Origin of the sequence: Pseudomonas sp. Pse79, assembly GCF_024519615.1 — a bacterium.
GTDB classification, from domain to species: Bacteria; Pseudomonadota; Gammaproteobacteria; order Pseudomonadales; family Pseudomonadaceae; genus Aquipseudomonas; species Aquipseudomonas veronii.
The window spans coordinates 70,892-88,912 of the sequence record NZ_JALJRR010000008.1 but is presented as its reverse complement, the minus strand read 5'-3'; the positions used below and the strand labels follow the sequence as shown (position 1 = coordinate 88,912).

The window sequence follows — 18,021 nt, the reverse complement described above, 5'->3', positions numbered from 1 at the left end:
ATGCCCGGGCTGCTCAGAACGTAGCGGTGGCCTGGGCTTGCGGGGAGAACTTCAATATCACTTCGTTATTCGGCCCAGCCTGCCATTTCTGTACATCCTGCGGGTTCTTTTCGTTGCGAATAATGCACTTCCATTCCACCTTTTCATCGAGCTGGACGCCCGAAAAACGCACCTGGCCGGTCCATGTCGGGTAGTTGGATGGGCTGAGTAAAACGGCGTTGGCGGGGTCCCATTTTCCGACTTCTGGGTGCGAGCCAACCACATAGACGCTATATCCTTGCGTTGTGACGCCGTTCTGGCAGGTAAAGCTCGCGTTGAGGAAGTATGTCATCTGGACGTTTTGGCCAGCGTTTGCCAGGGGCAGCAGCGCAAGCAAGAAAGCGCCCAGTGGCAATAGATAGTAGGTGCGCAACATTTGATGGTCTCCCGGTCTCGGCTCAGTCGTCACGGGATAAGGATGGTCTTCAGGGGGCTGGGGGGGGCACCTGTTAGAACTTACAGTTCATTAGAGTCTTTCGCGATTGTTCTGCCTTCGTGAGGGCCTGAAAAGTTGTCTTCGACGATGGTGTGGGGTTGCCAGGTCATTGGATGCCTCTCGATTCTGAGTGCGGTGCGGTCTTCAGGCAGGATTGCAGTCGGTGTGGGAGGGGGCTTGCTCCCGATGGCGGTGGGGCAGTCGACTTATTGATAGCTGACTCACTGCCATCGGGAGCAAGCTCCCTCCCACATTTGAATCCGGTTTATTCGCTGGAAACACAAACCCCGGCACGGGGCCGGGGTTTGTTTGCATCCTTACAACCTTACTTCAGCTTGGCAATTGCCGCGTTGAGGGTGTTGCTCGGGCGCATGACTTTGCTGGTCAGCTCCGGGTTCGGCGCGTAGTAGCCGCCGATGTCCACTGGCTTGCCCTGTACGGCGTTGAGCTCGGCAACGATGGTTGCCTCGTTCGCGGCGAGGGTCTTGGCCAGTTCGCCGAATTGCGCTTGCAGCGCGGTGTCTTCGGTCTGTGCGGCCAGGGCTTGGGCCCAGTACAGCGCCAGGTAGAAGTGGCTGCCGCGGTTGTCGATGTTGCCGACTTTGCGCGATGGCGACTTGTTGTTGTCGAGGAACTGGCCGGTGGCCTGGTCCAGGGTCTTGGACAGCACCAGGGCTTTCGGGTTGTTGTAAGTCACGCCCAAATGCTCAAGCGATGCGGCCAGGGCCAGGAACTCGCCGAGGGAATCCCAACGCAGGAAGTTTTCTTCCAGCAGTTGCTGCACGTGCTTGGGTGCCGAACCGCCAGCGCCGGTTTCGAACAGACCGCCACCGTTCATCAGCGGCACGATCGACAGCATCTTGGCGCTGGTGCCCAGTTCCATGATCGGGAACAGGTCGGTCAGGTAGTCGCGCAGTACGTTACCGGTCACCGAGATGGTGTCCAGGCCCTTGCGGGTGCGCTCCAGGGTGAACTTCATCGCGTCGACCGGCGACATGATGCGGATGTCCAGGCCGTCGGTGTTGTGGTCTTTCAGGTAGGTCTGGACTTTCTCGATCACCGCACCGTCGTGGGCGCGCTGTGGGTCCAGCCAGAAGATGGCCGGGGTGTTGCTGGCGCGGGCGCGGTTGACGGCGAGTTTGACCCAGTCCTGGATCGGCGCGTCTTTGGCCTGGCACATACGGAAGATGTCGCCGGCTTCGACGGCCTGTTCCATCAGCAGGTTGCCCTTGCTGTCGGTAACGCGGACGACGCCGTCAGCCTTGACCTGGAAGGTCTTGTCGTGAGAGCCGTACTCTTCGGCTTTCTGTGCCATCAGGCCAACGTTCGGCACGCTGCCCATGGTGGTCGGATCGAACGCGCCATTGGCCTTGCAGTCTTCGATGACGGCTTGGTAGATGGTGGCGTAGCAGCGATCCGGGATCACGGCCTTGGTGTCATGCAGCTGGCCGTCGGTGCCCCACATTTTGCCGGAGTCACGGATCATGGCCGGCATCGAGGCGTCGACGATCACGTCGCTCGGCACGTGCAGGTTGGTGATGCCTTTGTCGGAGTTGACCATCGCCAGGGAAGGGCGAGCGGCGTAGACCGCCTGGATATCCGCTTCGATCTGCGCTTGCTGCTCGGCCGGCAGGGCCTTGATGCGAGCGTACAGGTCGCCGATGCCGTTGTTCAGGTTGAAGCCGATCTGCTCCAGCACGGCGGCGTGCTTGGTCAGGGCGTCTTTATAGAACTCGGCAACGATCTGGCCGAACATGATCGGGTCGGAGACCTTCATCATGGTGGCTTTCAGGTGAACCGACAGCAGTACGCCTTGTTTCTTGGCGTCTTCGATTTCAGCGGCGATGAAGCTGCGCAGGGCGTTCTTGCTCAGCACGGAGCTGTCGATGATTTCGCCAGCTTGTACGGAAGTCTTTTCCTTCAGTACGGTCGCGGTGCCGTCTTTAGCGATCAGTTCGATTTTGACCGCGTCGGCTGCCTCGATCTGTACGGCTTTTTCGCTGCCGTAGAAGTCGCCGTGGCTCATGTAAGCGACGTGGGACTTGGAGTCGGCAGCCCAGGCGCCCATCTTGTGCGGGTGCTTGCGTGCGTAGTTCTTGACCGACAGCGGTGCGCGGCGGTCGGAGTTGCCTTCGCGCAGTACCGGGTTCACGGCGCTGCCCTTGATCTTGTCGTAACGTGCACGGGTTTCTTTTTCCGCGTCGGTGGTTACGGTTTCCGGGTAGTCCGGCAGGGCGTAGCCCTTGGCTTGCAGTTCTTTGATCGCCGCCTGCAGTTGAGGCGTCGAGGCGCTGATGTTAGGCAGCTTGATGATGTTGGCTTCAGGCGTAACGGCCAGGGCGCCCAGTTCGGCGAGGTGGTCCGGGACGGCTTTGGTGCCCAGTTGCTCGGGGAAGCTTGCGAGGATGCGCCCGGCGAGGGAGATGTCGCGGGTTTCCACGGCAATATCAGCGGAAGCGGTGAAGGCCTCTACGATAGGCAGCAGTGAATAGGTGGCGAGGGCTGGTGCTTCGTCGGTGAAGGTGTAGATGATCTTCGAGCGGGTGGGCATATTCGGATTAACTCTCTTCTTTGCTGAAAGCGTGCGCAGAAACTCGAGATGCGCCGGGTAGAGCGCGTTCGTTCAAAGTCATCCATGAGCGAAAGGTCGAGGTTTCTTCGCGGTGATGTTGGGTTGCATCAGTCGAGCGTCAAGCGGGTGGACTATTGTTTAGTCCGGCTTTTCTGGCGCTGGGCGCTGCTTTCTATTGAAGAAGCAGGCAGTCGGCCGTCGTGACTCTTTGGTCAGCGGCGGCATTATACATAGGTCGCTATGCTTACGCCGAGCCTTCATACAAAAGGTGGGTCGTCCATTGGTCTAAAGGTCGCAGGGACCAAGTTGCGCCTAAAGTCGCATGATGTGCTCAAGATTGGCGCTTTTCCCTTTGATTTCAAGCTTGTAGGCGACTAAATATGCTGTTTTCGATGCAAATGAGCGTGGCGTGAGGTTTAAGTCGTCATTTATCTGGAGTAGGCTCGAACGCAGCCAGATGTTCAATCCATAGATGGAGTTCAGCATGGGATACAAGAAGATTCAGGTTCCGGCAGTCGGCGACAAAATCACCGTCAATGCAGACCATTCTCTCAATGTTCCTGACCAACCGATCATCCCTTATATCGAAGGTGACGGTATCGGTGTCGACATCAGCCCAGTGATGATCAAGGTGGTCGACGCCGCTGTTGAAAAAGCTTACGGCGGCAAGCGCAAGATTTCGTGGATGGAAGTTTACGCCGGTGAGAAGGCGACCCAAGTCTATGACCAGGACACCTGGCTGCCCCAGGAAACCCTGGACGCGGTGCGCGATTACGTAGTCTCCATCAAAGGCCCGCTGACCACGCCGGTCGGTGGTGGCATCCGTTCGTTGAACGTGGCCCTGCGCCAACAACTCGACCTGTATGTGTGCCTGCGCCCGGTGCGCTGGTTCGAAGGCGTGCCGAGCCCGGTCAAAAAGCCTGGCGACGTGGACATGACCATCTTCCGCGAAAACTCCGAAGATATTTACGCCGGGATCGAGTGGAAAGCCGGTTCGCCGGAAGCGATCAAAGTGATCAAGTTCCTCAAGGAGGAAATGGGCGTCACCAAGATCCGCTTCGACCAGGATTGCGGTATCGGCATCAAGCCGGTGTCCAAAGAGGGCACCAAGCGCCTGGCGCGCAAGGCCCTGCAATATGTCGTGGATAACGACCGCGAGTCGCTGACCATCGTACACAAAGGCAACATCATGAAGTTCACCGAAGGTGCCTTCAAGGAATGGGCCTACGAAGTGGCGGCTGAAGAATTCGGCGCAACCCTGCTCGATGGCGGGCCGTGGATGCAGTTCAAGAACCCGAAGACCGGCAAGAATGTCGTGGTCAAGGATGCGATTGCCGATGCCATGCTGCAGCAGATCCTGCTGCGTCCGGCTGAATATGATGTGATTGCGACCCTCAACCTCAACGGTGACTACCTGTCTGACGCCCTGGCGGCGGAAGTCGGTGGTATCGGCATTGCGCCGGGCGCCAACCTGTCCGACACCGTGGCAATGTTTGAAGCCACCCACGGTACTGCGCCGAAATATGCCGGTAAGGACCAGGTCAACCCGGGTTCGCTGATCCTGTCGGCGGAAATGATGCTGCGCCACATGGGCTGGACCGAAGCGGCCGATCTGATCATCAAGGGCACCAATGGTGCTATCTCGGCCAAGACCGTGACCTATGACTTCGAGCGCCTGATGGAGGGCGCGAAGTTGGTGTCGTCGTCGGGCTTTGGCGATGCGCTGATCTCGCACATGTAAACACGCAGGCATAAAAACGGCCACTCCAATGGGTTGGGTGGCCGTTTTTTATTTGCATGCTTCTCGCTTGGCAGTGAATCAGGCCGTTAGCTTCTTTTCTTTTTGAGCGGCGGATACAACGGGTTTTGCAGGTGTAGTGATCGTGCTTGCACAGATGTTCACGGCGTGCAGCCCTTTCGGTCCTTGAATAATCTCAAAGCTCACAGCTTGGCCCGCTTTCAGCGTTTTGTAGCCATCCATATGGATCGCTGAATAATGCGCAAAAAGGTCCTCGGTCTTACCTTCTTCATTAATGAAGCCGTAACCCTTGGCATTGTTGAACCATTTGACCTTGCCACTGATCTTGACGCCAGACATACCCATATCCCTCTGCACCAGACTCCATCACTGGAGTATCATCCAGTTTATCCGTCCTAACCCGAATAAATAAGGTTGACTGCGCGGACCTTTTTTACCCACTGTGGGTTCTATTGGTTGTAACACCGATTTGCCGATAGTCAAGGTGACCGAACGGTCAGAGTTGAAATTCTGACAGGTCGCCCCCACCACTGTATTTGAACCACTGACGAACCTTTCTTTCCATGCATGCAATCAGCCAGATTCGACTAACATTCAATCAGGATCGACCGGATCACGAGCACGATGACGACGGTTCTGCAGGCATTGCTGTTCAGGAGGCCAAGCCTGCTCTACAGGCGCCGCCGATGTACAAGGTGGTTTTGTTCAACGATGACTACACACCGATGGATTTCGTGGTCGAAGTACTCGAGGTGTTTTTTAACCTGAACCGCGAGTTGGCGACCAAGGTAATGCTGGCCGTTCACACAGAAGGACGGGCAGTATGTGGAGTGTTTACCCGCGACATCGCCGAGACAAAGGCCATGCAGGTCAACCAGTACGCCAGGGAAAGCCAGCATCCGCTACTCTGTGAAATCGAGAAGGACGGTTAACGCCGACCACTTGGGTATGAGGTGAAGCTATGTTAAACCGCGAGCTCGAAGTCACCCTCAATCTTGCCTTCAAAGAGGCCCGTTCGAAGCGTCATGAATTCATGACCGTCGAGCACCTGCTGCTGGCACTTTTGGATAACGAAGCTGCCGCCACCGTTTTGCGTGCGTGCGGCGCCAACCTCGACAAACTCAAGCATGACCTGCAGGAGTTCATCGACTCCACGACGCCACTGATCCCCGTGCATGACGAGGACCGTGAAACCCAGCCGACCCTGGGCTTTCAGCGGGTATTGCAGCGTGCTGTTTTCCACGTACAGAGCTCCGGTAAGCGTGAAGTCACGGGCGCCAATGTGCTTGTCGCCATCTTCAGCGAACAGGAAAGCCAGGCAGTGTTCCTGCTCAAGCAGCAGAGCGTTGCCCGTATCGATGTCGTCAACTACATCGCCCACGGTATCTCCAAAGTGCCTGGGCACGGCGATCATTCCGAGGGTGAGCAGGAAATGCAGGACGACGAGGGCGGTGAGTCTTCTTCTTCGGGCAACCCATTGGATGCCTATGCCAGCAATCTCAATGAGCTGGCGCGCCAGGGGCGGATCGATCCGCTGGTGGGGCGCGAGGCTGAAGTTGAGCGCGTGGCGCAGATCCTCGCGCGTCGTCGCAAGAACAACCCGTTGCTGGTGGGTGAGGCGGGCGTGGGTAAAACCGCGATTGCCGAAGGCCTGGCCAAGCGTATCGTCGACAACCAGGTGCCGGACTTGCTGGCCAGCAGCGTCGTCTACTCCCTTGACCTCGGCGCGTTGCTCGCCGGGACCAAGTACCGCGGCGATTTCGAGAAGCGCTTCAAGGCGCTGCTCGGCGAGCTGAAAAAACGCCCGCAGGCGATCCTGTTCATCGATGAAATCCACACGATCATTGGGGCCGGTGCGGCCTCCGGTGGTGTGATGGATGCTTCCAACCTGCTCAAGCCATTGTTGTCGTCGGGTGATATCCGCTGCATCGGCTCGACCACGTTCCAGGAATTCCGCGGGATCTTCGAGAAAGACCGTGCCCTGGCGCGTCGCTTCCAGAAAGTCGACGTGTCCGAGCCTTCGGTTGAAGACACCATTGGCATCCTGCGTGGGCTCAAGGGGCGTTTCGAAGCGCACCATGGCATTGAGTACACCGATGAAGCGTTGCGGGCCGCTGCCGAGCTGGCGTCGCGCTACATCAACGATCGGCACATGCCGGACAAGGCCATCGACGTGATCGACGAGGCGGGTGCCTATCAGCGTCTGCAGCCGGTCGAGAAGCGTGTGAAGCGCATCGACGTGGCTCAGGTCGAGGATATCGTGGCCAAGATCGCGCGGATTCCGCCAAAACACGTCACCACCTCCGACAAAGAGCTGCTGCGTAACCTGGAGCGCGACCTCAAGCTCACCGTGTTTGGCCAGGATGCGGCCATCGACTCGCTGTCCACTGCGATCAAGTTGTCGCGGGCGGGCCTCAAGTCGCCGGACAAGCCCGTCGGTTCGTTCCTGTTCGCCGGCCCGACCGGCGTCGGCAAGACCGAAGCGGCCCGGCAGTTGGCCAAGGCCATGGGCATTGAGTTGGTGCGGTTCGACATGTCCGAATACATGGAGCGTCACACCGTGTCGCGCCTGATCGGTGCGCCTCCGGGCTATGTCGGTTTTGATCAGGGCGGCCTGTTGACCGAGGCGATCACCAAGCAGCCGCATTGCGTATTGCTGCTCGATGAAATCGAGAAGGCTCACCCGGAAGTCTTCAACCTGCTGCTGCAGGTCATGGACCACGGCACTCTGACCGACAACAACGGGCGCAAGGCGGATTTCCGCAACGTGATCGTGATCATGACCACCAACGCCGGTGCTGAAACTGCGGCGCGGGCGTCGATCGGCTTTACGCATCAGGATCACTCTTCCGATGCGATGGAAGTGATCAAGAAGAGCTTCACGCCGGAGTTCCGCAACCGCCTGGACACCATTATCCAGTTTGGTCGCCTCAGCCATGAGGTCATCAAAAACGTGGTGGACAAGTTCCTCACCGAGCTTCAAGCGCAGTTGGAAGACAAGCGCGTGCAGCTGGAAGTGACGGACGCGGCGCGCAATTGGCTGGCCGAAGGTGGTTACGACGCGGCAATGGGCGCTCGCCCGATGGCGCGTCTGATCCAGGACAAGATCAAGCGACCATTGGCCGAAGAGATCCTGTTCGGCGAGCTCTCCGACCATGGTGGCGTGGTGCATATCGACCTGAAGGACGGCGAGCTGACCTTCGAGTTCGAAACCACGGCCGAAATGGCCTGATCGTTCTGCAGCTACGCAAAAGGCGCCGAAAGGCGCCTTTTTGCTGTCTTGAAATGCAATTGCCAGAACAATGGCGATCCAATGTGGGAGGGAACAAGCTCCCTCCCACATTGGGTTTCGGCTGTCAGGTAAATGCTATACACACAAAAACGCCCGGCATAACCGGGCGTCTTGTATTGACTTGATTAGCGGGCGCGGTAAGTGATGCGCCCTTTGCTCAAGTCATAGGGCGTCAGCTCGACGCGCACTTTGTCACCGGTAAGAATACGAATGTAGTTCTTGCGCATCTTGCCGGAGATATGCGCGGTTACGACGTGCCCATTTTCCAACTCCACACGAAACATGGTGTTGGGCAGGGTGTCGACGACAGTGCCTTCCATTTCGAAGCTGTCTTCTTTCGACATGCAGTAAAGCCCTCGGTATCCAGTGAATGGCCCGGTGCAACTGCGCCAGGCAAAAGCGGCGTGCATTGTGCCCGAAAAAGGGTGTTTAAGCCAAGAGGTTCTAGTTAAGCGTGACCCATCTTTGATTAATCAGCAGTTCAATCGGCCGATATTGGGTCTTGTAGTTCATCTTTTTGCAGTTTTTGATCCAGTATCCAAGGTACACCGCCTCCAGTTCCAGGCGCCGGGCTTCGCTGATTTGCCAGAGGATCGCGAAGCGTCCCAGGCTGCGCCGCTCTTCGTCGGGTTCATAGAAGGTGTACACCGCCGACAGGCCGTTGGGCAGCAAATCGGTCACGGCGACGGCCAGCAGGCGCCCGTCGAGTCGGAATTCGTAGAAGCGTGAGAAAGGCAGTTCACGCACCAGGAAGGTGGAAAACTGGTCGCGACTGGGTGGGAACATGTCACCGTCGGCGTGGCGTTGTTCGATGTAGCGCTGGTAAAGATCGAAGTATTCTTCGCTGAACCTGGGGTTGGCCGCCGTGACCGTCAGGTCGGCGTTGCGCTTGAGGATGCGCTTCTGGTTGCGGTCCGGCACAAACTGCGCCACGGGAATGCGTGCCGGCACGCAGGCATTGCAGTTTTGGCAGTGCGGTCGGTACAGGTGATCGCCGCTGCGCCGAAAGCCCATTTCCGAAAGGTCGGCATACACATGCACGTCCATCGGCTGGCTGGGGTCGAGGAACAGCGTAGTGGCCTGTTCGTCGGGCAGATAGCTGCAAGAGTGGGCTTGAGTGGCATAAAACTTCAAGCGCGCCAGCTCGGTCATGATCAACCCTCGGATAAGCTTTGAAATAAGTGTAAGCCAGGTGCGAGGAAGTCGCCTAGGAAACCCACGGTCCAGCGTTGGGTTGGTCCAGATAGTCGCGCAGGAAGCCGGCGAACTCGCTGCGCGGTATGGCGCGGGCGCCCAGGCTGTGCAGGTGATCGTTGGGCATCTGGCAGTCGATCAGCACAAAACCCCATGCCAGCAGCTGCCGGGTCAGCGTGGCAAAGCCGAACTTCGAGGCGTTATCGGCGCGGCTGAACATGGATTCGCCAAAAAACAGCCGGCCCATCGCCAGCCCATACAGGCCGCCCACCAGTTCACCATTGTCCCAGACCTCGACCGAGTGCGCGTAACCCCGCGCGTGCAGCTCCTGGTAGGCGCTCTGGATGCCTTCGGTGATCCAGGTGCCATCTGCATAGGCGCGAGGCGCGGCGCAGGCCTGGATGACCGCAGCGAAGTCCTGGTCGAAGGTCACGCGATAGCGCTGCTGGCGCAATAATTTGCCCAGGCTGCGGGATACGTGCAGTTCGTCGGGGAAAATCACCGTGCGAGGGTCCGGCGACCACCAGAGAATCGGCTGGCCCTGCGAGAACCACGGAAAGCAGCCGTGGCGATAGGCCTGGATCAGTCGCTCGGCCGACAGGTCGCCACCGGCGGCGAGCAGGCCATTGGGTTCGCGCATGGCTTTGGCCAGCGGCGGGAAGGTCAGGGTGTCGCGTTGTAACCAGGTCAGCATGGCATCCAGGCTTACGGAAGGGGAGGGGAGTGGCAGGCGTCGGGCCTGCCCGGAGGGTTGATTATTGTCGACCCGGCGTCAGGGGGCCAGCCCGAATCGGGCATTGCTGTGGATTAGCATGAGCGGGTGTTTCTGCAACTCTCTCGCAGAGACGTGGTCGTATTCGGGGCTGCCCCATGCAGGCCAATTGCCAAGCTTGCCTGGATTGCTAAAAACAGCGCATAAGCCTTTGTCAGCAAAGACAATGCATGCTCAAATTGAACAGTGTGTGACACTTGAATTGTCCAGGCTGCCGCGCAAGGGGCAAGGGCGTGGCATCGCGGACACAAACCCGTACAATGCGGGCATTCTGGCGTTATCGCCGTTTCACTCGTCAATCGCTCGGTGTTAAAGGTAGATTTAACGGCGTTCGTTTATTTTTCGGCTGCTCGGATTGGGCGGCAGTGTGCAGTCATTCAACAGATGGACGCGCTAAAGGCGCAGGAAAAGACCCGTTTTGAAGAAATCCACCGCGACACAAAAAACAGTCGTGCCGGCCTGGCGTCAGCACCTGCATTATCGGCTCAAGGAAGGTGCGCTGATCGCCATCGGCGCGCTGTGCCTGTTCCTGATGATGGCCTTGCTCACCTATGGCAAGGACGATCCGGGCTGGAGCCACAACAGCAAGATCGATGACGTGCAGAACTTCGGTGGCCCCGCCGGTTCCTACAGCGCCGATATCCTGTTCATGGTGCTGGGTTATTTCGCGTACATCTTCCCGTTGCTGCTGGCGATCAAGACCTGGCAGATCTTCCGCCAGCGTCATGAGCCGTGGCAGTGGAGTGGCTGGCTGTTTTCCTGGCGCCTGATCGGCCTGGTGTTCCTGGTGCTGTCCGGCGCGGCGCTGGCGCATATCCATTTCCATGCGCCGACCGGCCTGCCGGCGGGTGCTGGCGGCGCGCTGGGTGAGAGCCTCGGCGACCTGGCCCGCAAGACCCTGAATATCCAGGGCAGCACCCTGATGTTTATCGCGCTGTTCCTGTTCGGCCTCACCGTGTTCACCGACCTGTCGTGGTTCAAGGTGATGGACGTGACCGGCAAAATCACCCTCGACCTGCTGGAGCTGTTCCAGGGCGCCGCCAACCGCTGGTGGGCGGCCCGGGTGGAGCGCAAGCGCATGGTGGCCCAATTGCGCGAGGTGGACACCCGCGTCAACGAGGTCGTGGCCCCGAGCACGCCGGACCGGCGTGAACAGGCCAAGGTCAAGGAACGCCTGATCGAACGCGAACAAGCCCTGAGCAAGCACATGTCGGAGCGCGAGAAACAGGTGCCGCCGGTGATTGCCCCGGCACCGCCCAAGGCTCCCGAGCCGAGCCATCGCGTGCAGAAAGAAAAACAGGCGCCGTTGTTTGTCGACAGCGCGGTCGAAGGCACGCTGCCGCCGATCTCGATTCTCGACCCGGCCGAGAAGAAACAGCTCAACTATTCCCCGGAGTCCCTGGCGGCCGTCGGCCATCTGCTGGAAATCAAACTCAAGGAATTCGGCGTCGAAGTCTCGGTGGACTCGATCCACCCCGGCCCGGTGATTACCCGTTACGAAATCCAGCCAGCGGCCGGGGTCAAGGTCAGCCGAATCTCCAACCTGGCCAAAGACCTCGCCCGCTCCCTGGCCGTGACCAGCGTGCGGGTGGTGGAAGTGATCCCCGGCAAAACCACCGTGGGCATCGAGATTCCCAACGAAGACCGCCAGATCGTGCGCTTCTCCGAGGTGCTGTCGACCCCGGAATACGACAACTTCAAATCGCCGGTCACCCTGGCCCTGGGCCATGACATCGGCGGCAAGCCGGTAATCACCGACCTGGCGAAAATGCCTCACCTGCTGGTGGCCGGTACCACCGGTTCGGGTAAGTCGGTGGGGGTCAACGCGATGATCCTGTCGATCCTGTTCAAGTCCGGCCCGGAAGACGCCAAGCTGATCATGATCGACCCGAAGATGCTCGAATTGTCGATCTACGAAGGCATTCCGCACTTGCTCTGCCCGGTGGTCACCGACATGAAGGACGCCGCCAACGCCCTGCGGTGGAGCGTTGCCGAGATGGAGCGGCGCTACAAGCTGATGGCGAAGATGGGCGTGCGCAACCTGTCGGGCTTCAATGCCAAGGTCAAGGAAGCCCAGGACGCCGGCACGCCGCTGACCGACCCGCTGTACAAGCGCGAAAGCATCCACGACGAAGCGCCATTGCTGACCAAGTTGCCGACCATCGTCGTGGTGGTCGACGAATTTGCCGACATGATGATGATCGTCGGCAAGAAGGTTGAAGAGTTGATCGCACGTATCGCACAGAAGGCGCGTGCTGCCGGTATCCACTTGATCCTCGCGACCCAGCGGCCGTCGGTGGATGTGATCACCGGTCTGATCAAGGCCAACATCCCGACGCGCATGGCGTTCCAGGTGTCGAGCAAGATCGACTCGCGGACCATCATCGACCAGGGCGGCGCCGAACAATTGCTGGGCCACGGTGACATGCTCTACATGCCGCCGGGCACCAGCCTGCCGATTCGCGTGCATGGTGCGTTCGTTTCCGACGATGAAGTGCATCGCGTGGTGGAAGCCTGGAAACTGCGCGGTGCGCCGGAATACAACGACGACATCCTCGCCGGTGTTGAAGAAGCCGGCAGCGGCTTCGACGGCGGCAGCAGCGGTGGCGACGATGATGCCGAAACCGACGCGCTGTACGACGAAGCGGTGGCCTTCGTGTTGGAAAGCCGTCGCGCCTCGATCTCCGCCGTGCAGCGCAAGCTGAAAATCGGCTACAACCGCGCCGCCCGCATGATCGAAGCCATGGAAAATGCCGGCGTCGTCACCGCAATGAACACCAACGGCTCGCGCGAAGTCATCGCCCCCGGGCAGATGCGCGACTGATCACGCGCCGCGTGGCAGCACGCGGCGCGCCCTAACGACTCAATGAGGACTCCCATGCGTCTTATCCGCATGCTGTTGTTGCCGGCACTGGCCCTGACTGCTGTTTCGGCTCACGCTGATCCGGCCTCCGTCGCCAGCCTGACCAACCTGCTGGACAAATCCAAGACCCTGACCGCGCGCTTCTCCCAGCTGACCCTGGATGCCGGCGGCACCCAGTTGCAGGAAACCGCCGGTGAAATGGCCGTGCAGCGCCCTGGGCTGTTTTACTGGCACACGGAAGGGAAGGCCGAGCAGACCATCGTTTCCGATGGCCAGAAAGTCACGCTGTGGGACCCGGACCTGGAACAGGCGACCATCAAAAAGCTCGATCCGCGCTTGAACCAGACCCCGGCGCTGTTGCTGTCGGGCGATGTGTCGAAGATCAACGACAGCTTCGAGATCACCTCCAAGCAAACCAGCAACGTGATCGAATTCACCCTCAAGCCGAAATCCAAGGACACGCTGTTCGACAGCCTGCACCTTTCGTTCGGTAACGGCGTGATCAATAACATGCGCCTGATCGACAGCGTCGGCCAGCGCACCGATATCCTGTTCACCGGGGTCAAGGCCAACGTGCCGGTGCCCGCGTCCACGTTCAAGTTCGACATCCCCAAGGGTGCCGACGTGATCCAGGAATAACCTGCCTAGAGGTTTCAAACGCTGCCCATGGACCTGTTTCGAAGTGACCCGATCGCTCAACCCCTGGCCGCACGCTTGCGTTCGACCAACCTGGATGAGTACGTCGGTCAGGAACACCTGCTCGCTCGCGGCAAGCCTTTGCGCGAAGCCCTGGAGCAGGGTGCGCTGCACTCGATGATTTTCTGGGGGCCGCCGGGGGTGGGTAAAACCACGCTGGCGCGGCTGTTGGCGAAAGTCTCGGATGCCCACTTCGAAACGGTCTCGGCGGTGCTGGCTGGGGTCAAAGAGATCCGCCAGGCCGTGGAAGTGGCCAAGCAGCAGGCCGGGCAATACGGCAAGCGCACCATCTTGTTCGTCGACGAAGTGCATCGCTTCAACAAGTCGCAGCAGGACGCGTTCTTGCCGTATGTCGAAGACGGCACGCTGATTTTTATCGGTGCAACCACCGAGAACCCGTCCTTCGAATTGAACAACGCCTTGCTCTCGCGGGCGCGGGTGTATGTGCTCAAGAGCCTGGATGAAGCGGCGATGCAAAAGCTGCTGCAGCGCGCCTTGAGCGAAGACAAGGGCTTGGGCAAGCGCCAGTTGAGCCTCAGCGATGAAGGCTTCAAGATCCTGTTCAGCGCCGCCGACGGCGATGGGCGGCGCTTTCTGAACCTGCTGGAGAACGCCTCCGACCTGGCCGAGGACGGCAGCGAGATTGGCGTCGAACTCCTGCAAAGCCTGCTCGGCGACACGCGCCGGCGTTTCGACAAGGGTGGCGAAGCGTTCTACGATCAGATTTCGGCGCTGCACAAATCGGTGCGCGGCTCCAACCCCGACGGCGCGTTGTACTGGTTCGCGCGCATGATCGACGGTGGCTGCGACCCGCTCTACCTCGCGCGCCGCGTGGTGCGTATGGCCAGCGAAGACATCGGCAACGCCGACCCGCGCGCCTTGAGCCTGTGCCTCGCTGCGTGGGAAGTGCAGGAGCGCCTGGGCAGCCCCGAAGGCGAGCTGGCGGTGGCCCAGGCCATTACCTACCTGGCCTGCGCGCCGAAAAGCAACGCGGTGTACATGGGCTTCAAATCGGCACTGCGCGCTGCGGCCGAACATGGCTCCCTCGAAGTGCCGCTGCACCTGCGCAATGCGCCGACCAAATTGATGAAACAACTGGGTTACGGCGATGAATACCGCTACGCCCACGATGAGCCGGACGCCTATGCCGCCGGCGAAGATTACTTCCCTGACGCGCTCGAGCCGCAGCCGTTCTACCAGCCGGTGCCCCGTGGCCTGGAGCTGAAGATCGGTGAAAAGCTCAATCACCTCGCTCAACTCGACCGTCTCAGCCCCAAACAGCGGAGAAAGTAGTGCTCAAGACGATTCTTGCCGTGTCCGTTGCCGGCATCGCTGGTACATTATTGCGTTTCGCCACTGGTAATTGGGTTAACGCCAACTGGCCGAGGTATTTTTATACGGCGACTCTGGCGGTCAACCTGGTCGGCTGCCTGATCATCGGGCTGTTGTACGGTTGGTTCCTGTTGCGCCCGGAAGTGCCGATTGAAATTCGTGCCGGCTTGATTGTCGGCTTTGTAGGCGGTCTGACGACCTTTTCATCCTTTTCACTGGATACGGTGCGCCTGCTGGAAAGCGGGCAGGCCCTGGTCGCCTTCGGGTACCTGGGCATCAGCGTGTTCGGCGGGCTGCTCGCCACCTGGGCCGGCCTGTCCTTGACCAAACTTTGATAAACGAGAGACCGACATGCTCGATTCCAAACTGTTACGTAGCAACCTTCAGGACGTAGCGGACCGCCTGGCATCCCGTGGCTTTGCCTTGGATGTTGCGCGCATCGAAGCGCTGGAAGAACAGCGCAAGACCGTCCAGACCCGCACCGAAGCACTGCAGGCTGAGCGTAATGCGCGTTCCAAGTCCATCGGGCAAGCCAAGCAGCGCGGTGAAGACATCGCGCCGTTGATGGCGGATGTCGAGCGCATGGGCACCGAGCTGTCCGACGGCAAACTCGAACTGGACAAGATCCAGGGCGAGCTGGATTCGATCCTGCTGGGCATTCCGAACCTGCCGCACGAGTCGGTGCCGGTCGGTGCGGACGAAGACGGCAACGTCGAAGTGCGCCGCTGGGGCACGCCAAAGGCCTTTGATTTCGCGATCAAGGACCACGTCGCCCTGGGCGAACTGAACGGCGGCCTGGATTTCGAAACCGCCGCCAAGCTATCCGGTGCGCGCTTTGCCTTGCTGCGTGGCCCGATTGCCCGCCTGCATCGCGCCCTGGCGCAGTTCATGATCAACCTGCACACCGGCGAGCACGGCTACGAAGAGGCCTACACCCCGTATCTGGTTCAGGCGCCGGCCCTGCAGGGCACCGGCCAGTTGCCGAAGTTCGAGGAAGACCTGTTCAAGATCAGCCGCGATGGCGAAGCCGACCTGTACCTGATCCCGACCGCCGAAGTGTCGCTGACCAACATCGTCGCCGGCGAGATCCTCGACGCCAAGCACCTGCCGCTCAAGCTCGTCGCCCACACGCCGTGCTTTCGCAGTGAAGCCGGTGCATCGGGGCGCGACACCCGCGGCATGATCCGCCAGCACCAGTTCGACAAAGTCGAGATGGTGCAGGTTGTCGAGCCGTCGACCTCCATGGAAGCCCTCGAAGGCCTGACCGCCAACGCCGAACGCGTGCTGCAACTGTTGGAGCTGCCGTACCGCGTGCTGGCGCTGTGTACCGGCGACATGGGGTTCAGCGCCGTGAAGACCTACGACCTCGAAGTGTGGGTGCCGAGCCAGGATAAATACCGCGAGATCTCGTCGTGCTCCAACTGCGGTGATTTCCAGGCCCGTCGCATGCAGGCGCGTTTCCGCAACCCGGAAACCGGCAAGCCGGAACTGGTGCATACCCTCAACGGTTCGGGCCTGGCCGTAGGCCGTACCCTGGTGGCCGTGCTCGAAAACTACCAGCAGGCCGACGGTTCGATCCGTGTGCCGGATGTGCTCAAGCCGTACATGGCGGGCATCGAGGTCATCGGCTAAATGGAATTTCTGCCGCTGTTTCATAACCTGCGCGGCAGTCGTGTGTTGGTCGTCGGTGGCGGGGAGATTGCCTTGCGCAAGTCCCGCCTGCTGGCCGACGCCGGCGCGCTGCTGCGGGTGGTTGCTCCCCAGATCGAAGACCAGTTGCGTGAACTGGTGCTGGGCAGTGGCGGGGAACTGATCGTGCGCGGTTATCAGGAGACCGACCTTGACGGTTGCACCCTGATCATCGCCGCAACGGACGACGAACCACTGAACGCGCAAGTGTCCAGTGATGCCAAGCGCCGTTGCGTACCGGTCAACGTGGTGGATGCGCCAGCCCTGTGCAGCGTGATCTTCCCGGCGATTGTCGACCGTTCGCCCTTGGTGATCGCGGTGTCCAGCGGCGGCGATGCGCCGGTATTGGCGCGCTTGATCCGGGCCAAGCTGGAAACCTGGATTCCGTCCACGTATGGCCAGTTGGCCGGGCTGGCGGCGCGCTTTCGGGCCCAGGTCAAGCGTTTGTACCCGGACGTGCAGCAGCGCCGTGCGTTCTGGGAAGAAGTCTTCCAGGGCCCGATTGCCGACCGGCAACTGGCCGGGCAGGGCGATGAAGCCGAGCGTTTGCTGATCGAAAAGGTCAACGGCGCGCCGCCTTATGCCCCGGGCGAAGTCTACCTGGTGGGCGCCGGCCCCGGCGATCCGGACCTGTTGACCTTCCGCGCCTTGCGTTTGATGCAGCAAGCCGATGTGGTGCTCTACGACCGTCTGGTGGCCCCAGCGATTCTTGAGCTGTGCCGTCGTGATGCCGAGCGCGTCTACGTGGGCAAGCGTCGCGCCGATCACGCCGTGCCCCAGGACCAGATCAACCAGCAATTGGTCGACCTGGCCAAGCAAGGCAAGCGCGTGCTGCGCCTCAAGGGCGGCGATCCATTCATCTTTGGCCGTGGCGGCGAAGAGATCGAAGAGCTGGCGGCCCATGGCATTCCGTTCCAGGTGGTGCCGGGGATCACGGCGGCCAGCGGCTGCGCGGCGTATGCCGGGATTCCGCTGACCCACCGTGACTATGCGCAATCGGTACGCTTTATCACCGGTCACCTGAAGAACGGCACCTCGGACCTGCCTTGGGGTGATCTGGTGGGCCCGTCGCAGACCCTGGTGTTCTATATGGGCTTGATCGGTTTGCCGATCATCTGCGAACAGCTGATCAAGCATGGACGTTCGGCGGACACGCCAGCGGCGTTGATCCAGCAGGGCACCACGTCCAACCAGCGCGTGTTCACCGGCACCCTGGCCGACCTGCCGCGCCTGGTGGCGGAGCATGAAGTGCATGCGCCGACGCTGGTGATCGTGGGTGAAGTGGTGGTGCTGCGCGAGAAGCTCAAATGGTTTGAAGGCGCCCAGGCCCAGGTCTGAGCCTGAATGCATCGGGGGCAAGCCCCCTCCCACATTTTG

The 18,021-nt window shown here is 60.1% G+C and carries 15 protein-coding genes; 9 read left to right on the top strand and 6 right to left on the bottom strand.

Annotated features, from left to right (window positions below; genetic code table 11):
- Positions 1 to 13: 13 nt before the first annotated feature.
- Both NR164_RS12565 and NR164_RS12560 read right to left on the bottom strand, forming a co-directional pair.
- Positions 14 to 415: a carbohydrate-binding module family 20 domain-containing protein gene (locus tag NR164_RS12565; protein ID WP_079444190.1), complete on the bottom strand. Its 402-nt coding sequence runs from the start codon at positions 413 to 415 to the stop codon at positions 14 to 16.
- Between the two features lie 385 nt (positions 416 to 800).
- Entirely contained in the window at positions 801 to 3,026 is a 2,226-nt protein-coding gene (locus NR164_RS12560; RefSeq protein ID WP_017848049.1) for an NADP-dependent isocitrate dehydrogenase, read from the bottom strand.
- Positions 3,027 to 3,531: 505 nt separating this feature from the next.
- Between NR164_RS12560 and icd the strand changes: the two genes are divergently transcribed.
- Positions 3,532 to 4,788, top strand: coding sequence for an NADP-dependent isocitrate dehydrogenase (icd, locus tag NR164_RS12555; RefSeq protein WP_026140163.1), 1,257 nt, complete (start codon positions 3,532 to 3,534; stop codon positions 4,786 to 4,788).
- Positions 4,789 to 4,866: 78 nt separating this feature from the next.
- Here the strand turns inward: icd and cspD are convergent, their stop codons facing one another.
- Positions 4,867 to 5,145: a cold shock domain-containing protein CspD gene (gene cspD, locus NR164_RS12550; protein ID WP_201021178.1), complete on the bottom strand. Its 279-nt coding sequence runs from the start codon at positions 5,143 to 5,145 to the stop codon at positions 4,867 to 4,869.
- A 224-nt stretch (positions 5,146 to 5,369) separates the two neighbouring features.
- Between cspD and clpS the strand changes: the two genes are divergently transcribed.
- Both clpS and clpA read left to right on the top strand, forming a co-directional pair.
- Positions 5,370 to 5,738 carry an ATP-dependent Clp protease adapter ClpS gene (gene clpS / locus NR164_RS12545; protein WP_010567912.1) on the top strand — a complete coding sequence of 123 codons (369 nt, stop codon included), beginning with the start codon at positions 5,370 to 5,372 and terminating at the stop codon, positions 5,736 to 5,738.
- Between the two features lie 29 nt (positions 5,739 to 5,767).
- Positions 5,768 to 8,038 (top strand): ATP-dependent Clp protease ATP-binding subunit ClpA, encoded by a 2,271-nt coding sequence (gene clpA, locus NR164_RS12540; RefSeq protein ID WP_017848046.1) that lies wholly within the window; start codon positions 5,768 to 5,770, stop codon positions 8,036 to 8,038.
- A gap of 185 nt (positions 8,039 to 8,223) precedes the next feature.
- On the opposite strand, the gene infA is transcribed toward clpA, so the two are convergent.
- The 3 genes from infA to aat form a co-directional block, all read right to left on the bottom strand.
- Positions 8,224 to 8,442 (bottom strand): translation initiation factor IF-1, encoded by a 219-nt coding sequence (gene infA, locus NR164_RS12535; RefSeq protein WP_002553999.1) that lies wholly within the window; start codon positions 8,440 to 8,442, stop codon positions 8,224 to 8,226.
- A 100-nt stretch (positions 8,443 to 8,542) separates the two neighbouring features.
- Complete coding sequence (locus NR164_RS12530) at positions 8,543 to 9,250, bottom strand: arginyltransferase (RefSeq protein WP_017848045.1); 708 nt, start codon at positions 9,248 to 9,250, stop codon at positions 8,543 to 8,545.
- 55 nt (positions 9,251 to 9,305) lie between these two features.
- The gene (gene aat / locus NR164_RS12525) at positions 9,306 to 9,986 is read right to left on the bottom strand and encodes a leucyl/phenylalanyl-tRNA--protein transferase (protein ID WP_079444188.1); all 681 of its coding nucleotides are present in this window, start codon (positions 9,984 to 9,986) and stop codon (positions 9,306 to 9,308) included.
- A 496-nt stretch (positions 9,987 to 10,482) separates the two neighbouring features.
- On the opposite strand from aat, the gene ftsK reads away from it, so the two are divergent.
- The 6 genes from ftsK to cysG are packed head-to-tail and all read left to right on the top strand — an operon-like array spanning position 10,483 to position 17,982.
- The gene (ftsK, locus tag NR164_RS12520) at positions 10,483 to 12,888 is read left to right on the top strand and encodes a DNA translocase FtsK (protein ID WP_017848043.1); all 2,406 of its coding nucleotides are present in this window, start codon (positions 10,483 to 10,485) and stop codon (positions 12,886 to 12,888) included.
- Between the two features lie 54 nt (positions 12,889 to 12,942).
- Positions 12,943 to 13,566, top strand: coding sequence for an outer membrane lipoprotein chaperone LolA (gene lolA / locus NR164_RS12515; protein ID WP_017848042.1), 624 nt, complete (start codon positions 12,943 to 12,945; stop codon positions 13,564 to 13,566).
- A gap of 27 nt (positions 13,567 to 13,593) precedes the next feature.
- Entirely contained in the window at positions 13,594 to 14,916 is a 1,323-nt protein-coding gene (locus NR164_RS12510) for a replication-associated recombination protein A (RefSeq protein WP_017848041.1), read from the top strand.
- Positions 14,916 to 15,290: a fluoride efflux transporter CrcB gene (gene crcB, locus NR164_RS12505; protein WP_057004421.1), complete on the top strand. Its 375-nt coding sequence runs from the start codon at positions 14,916 to 14,918 to the stop codon at positions 15,288 to 15,290. The genes NR164_RS12510 and crcB overlap by 1 nt, the downstream gene beginning before the upstream one ends.
- A 16-nt stretch (positions 15,291 to 15,306) precedes the next feature.
- The gene (gene serS, locus NR164_RS12500) at positions 15,307 to 16,587 is read left to right on the top strand and encodes a serine--tRNA ligase (RefSeq protein ID WP_017848039.1); all 1,281 of its coding nucleotides are present in this window, start codon (positions 15,307 to 15,309) and stop codon (positions 16,585 to 16,587) included.
- Entirely contained in the window at positions 16,588 to 17,982 is a 1,395-nt protein-coding gene (gene cysG, locus NR164_RS12495; protein WP_177031582.1) for a siroheme synthase CysG, read from the top strand. It begins immediately after the preceding gene.
- The last annotated feature ends 39 nt before the right edge of the window (positions 17,983 to 18,021 follow it).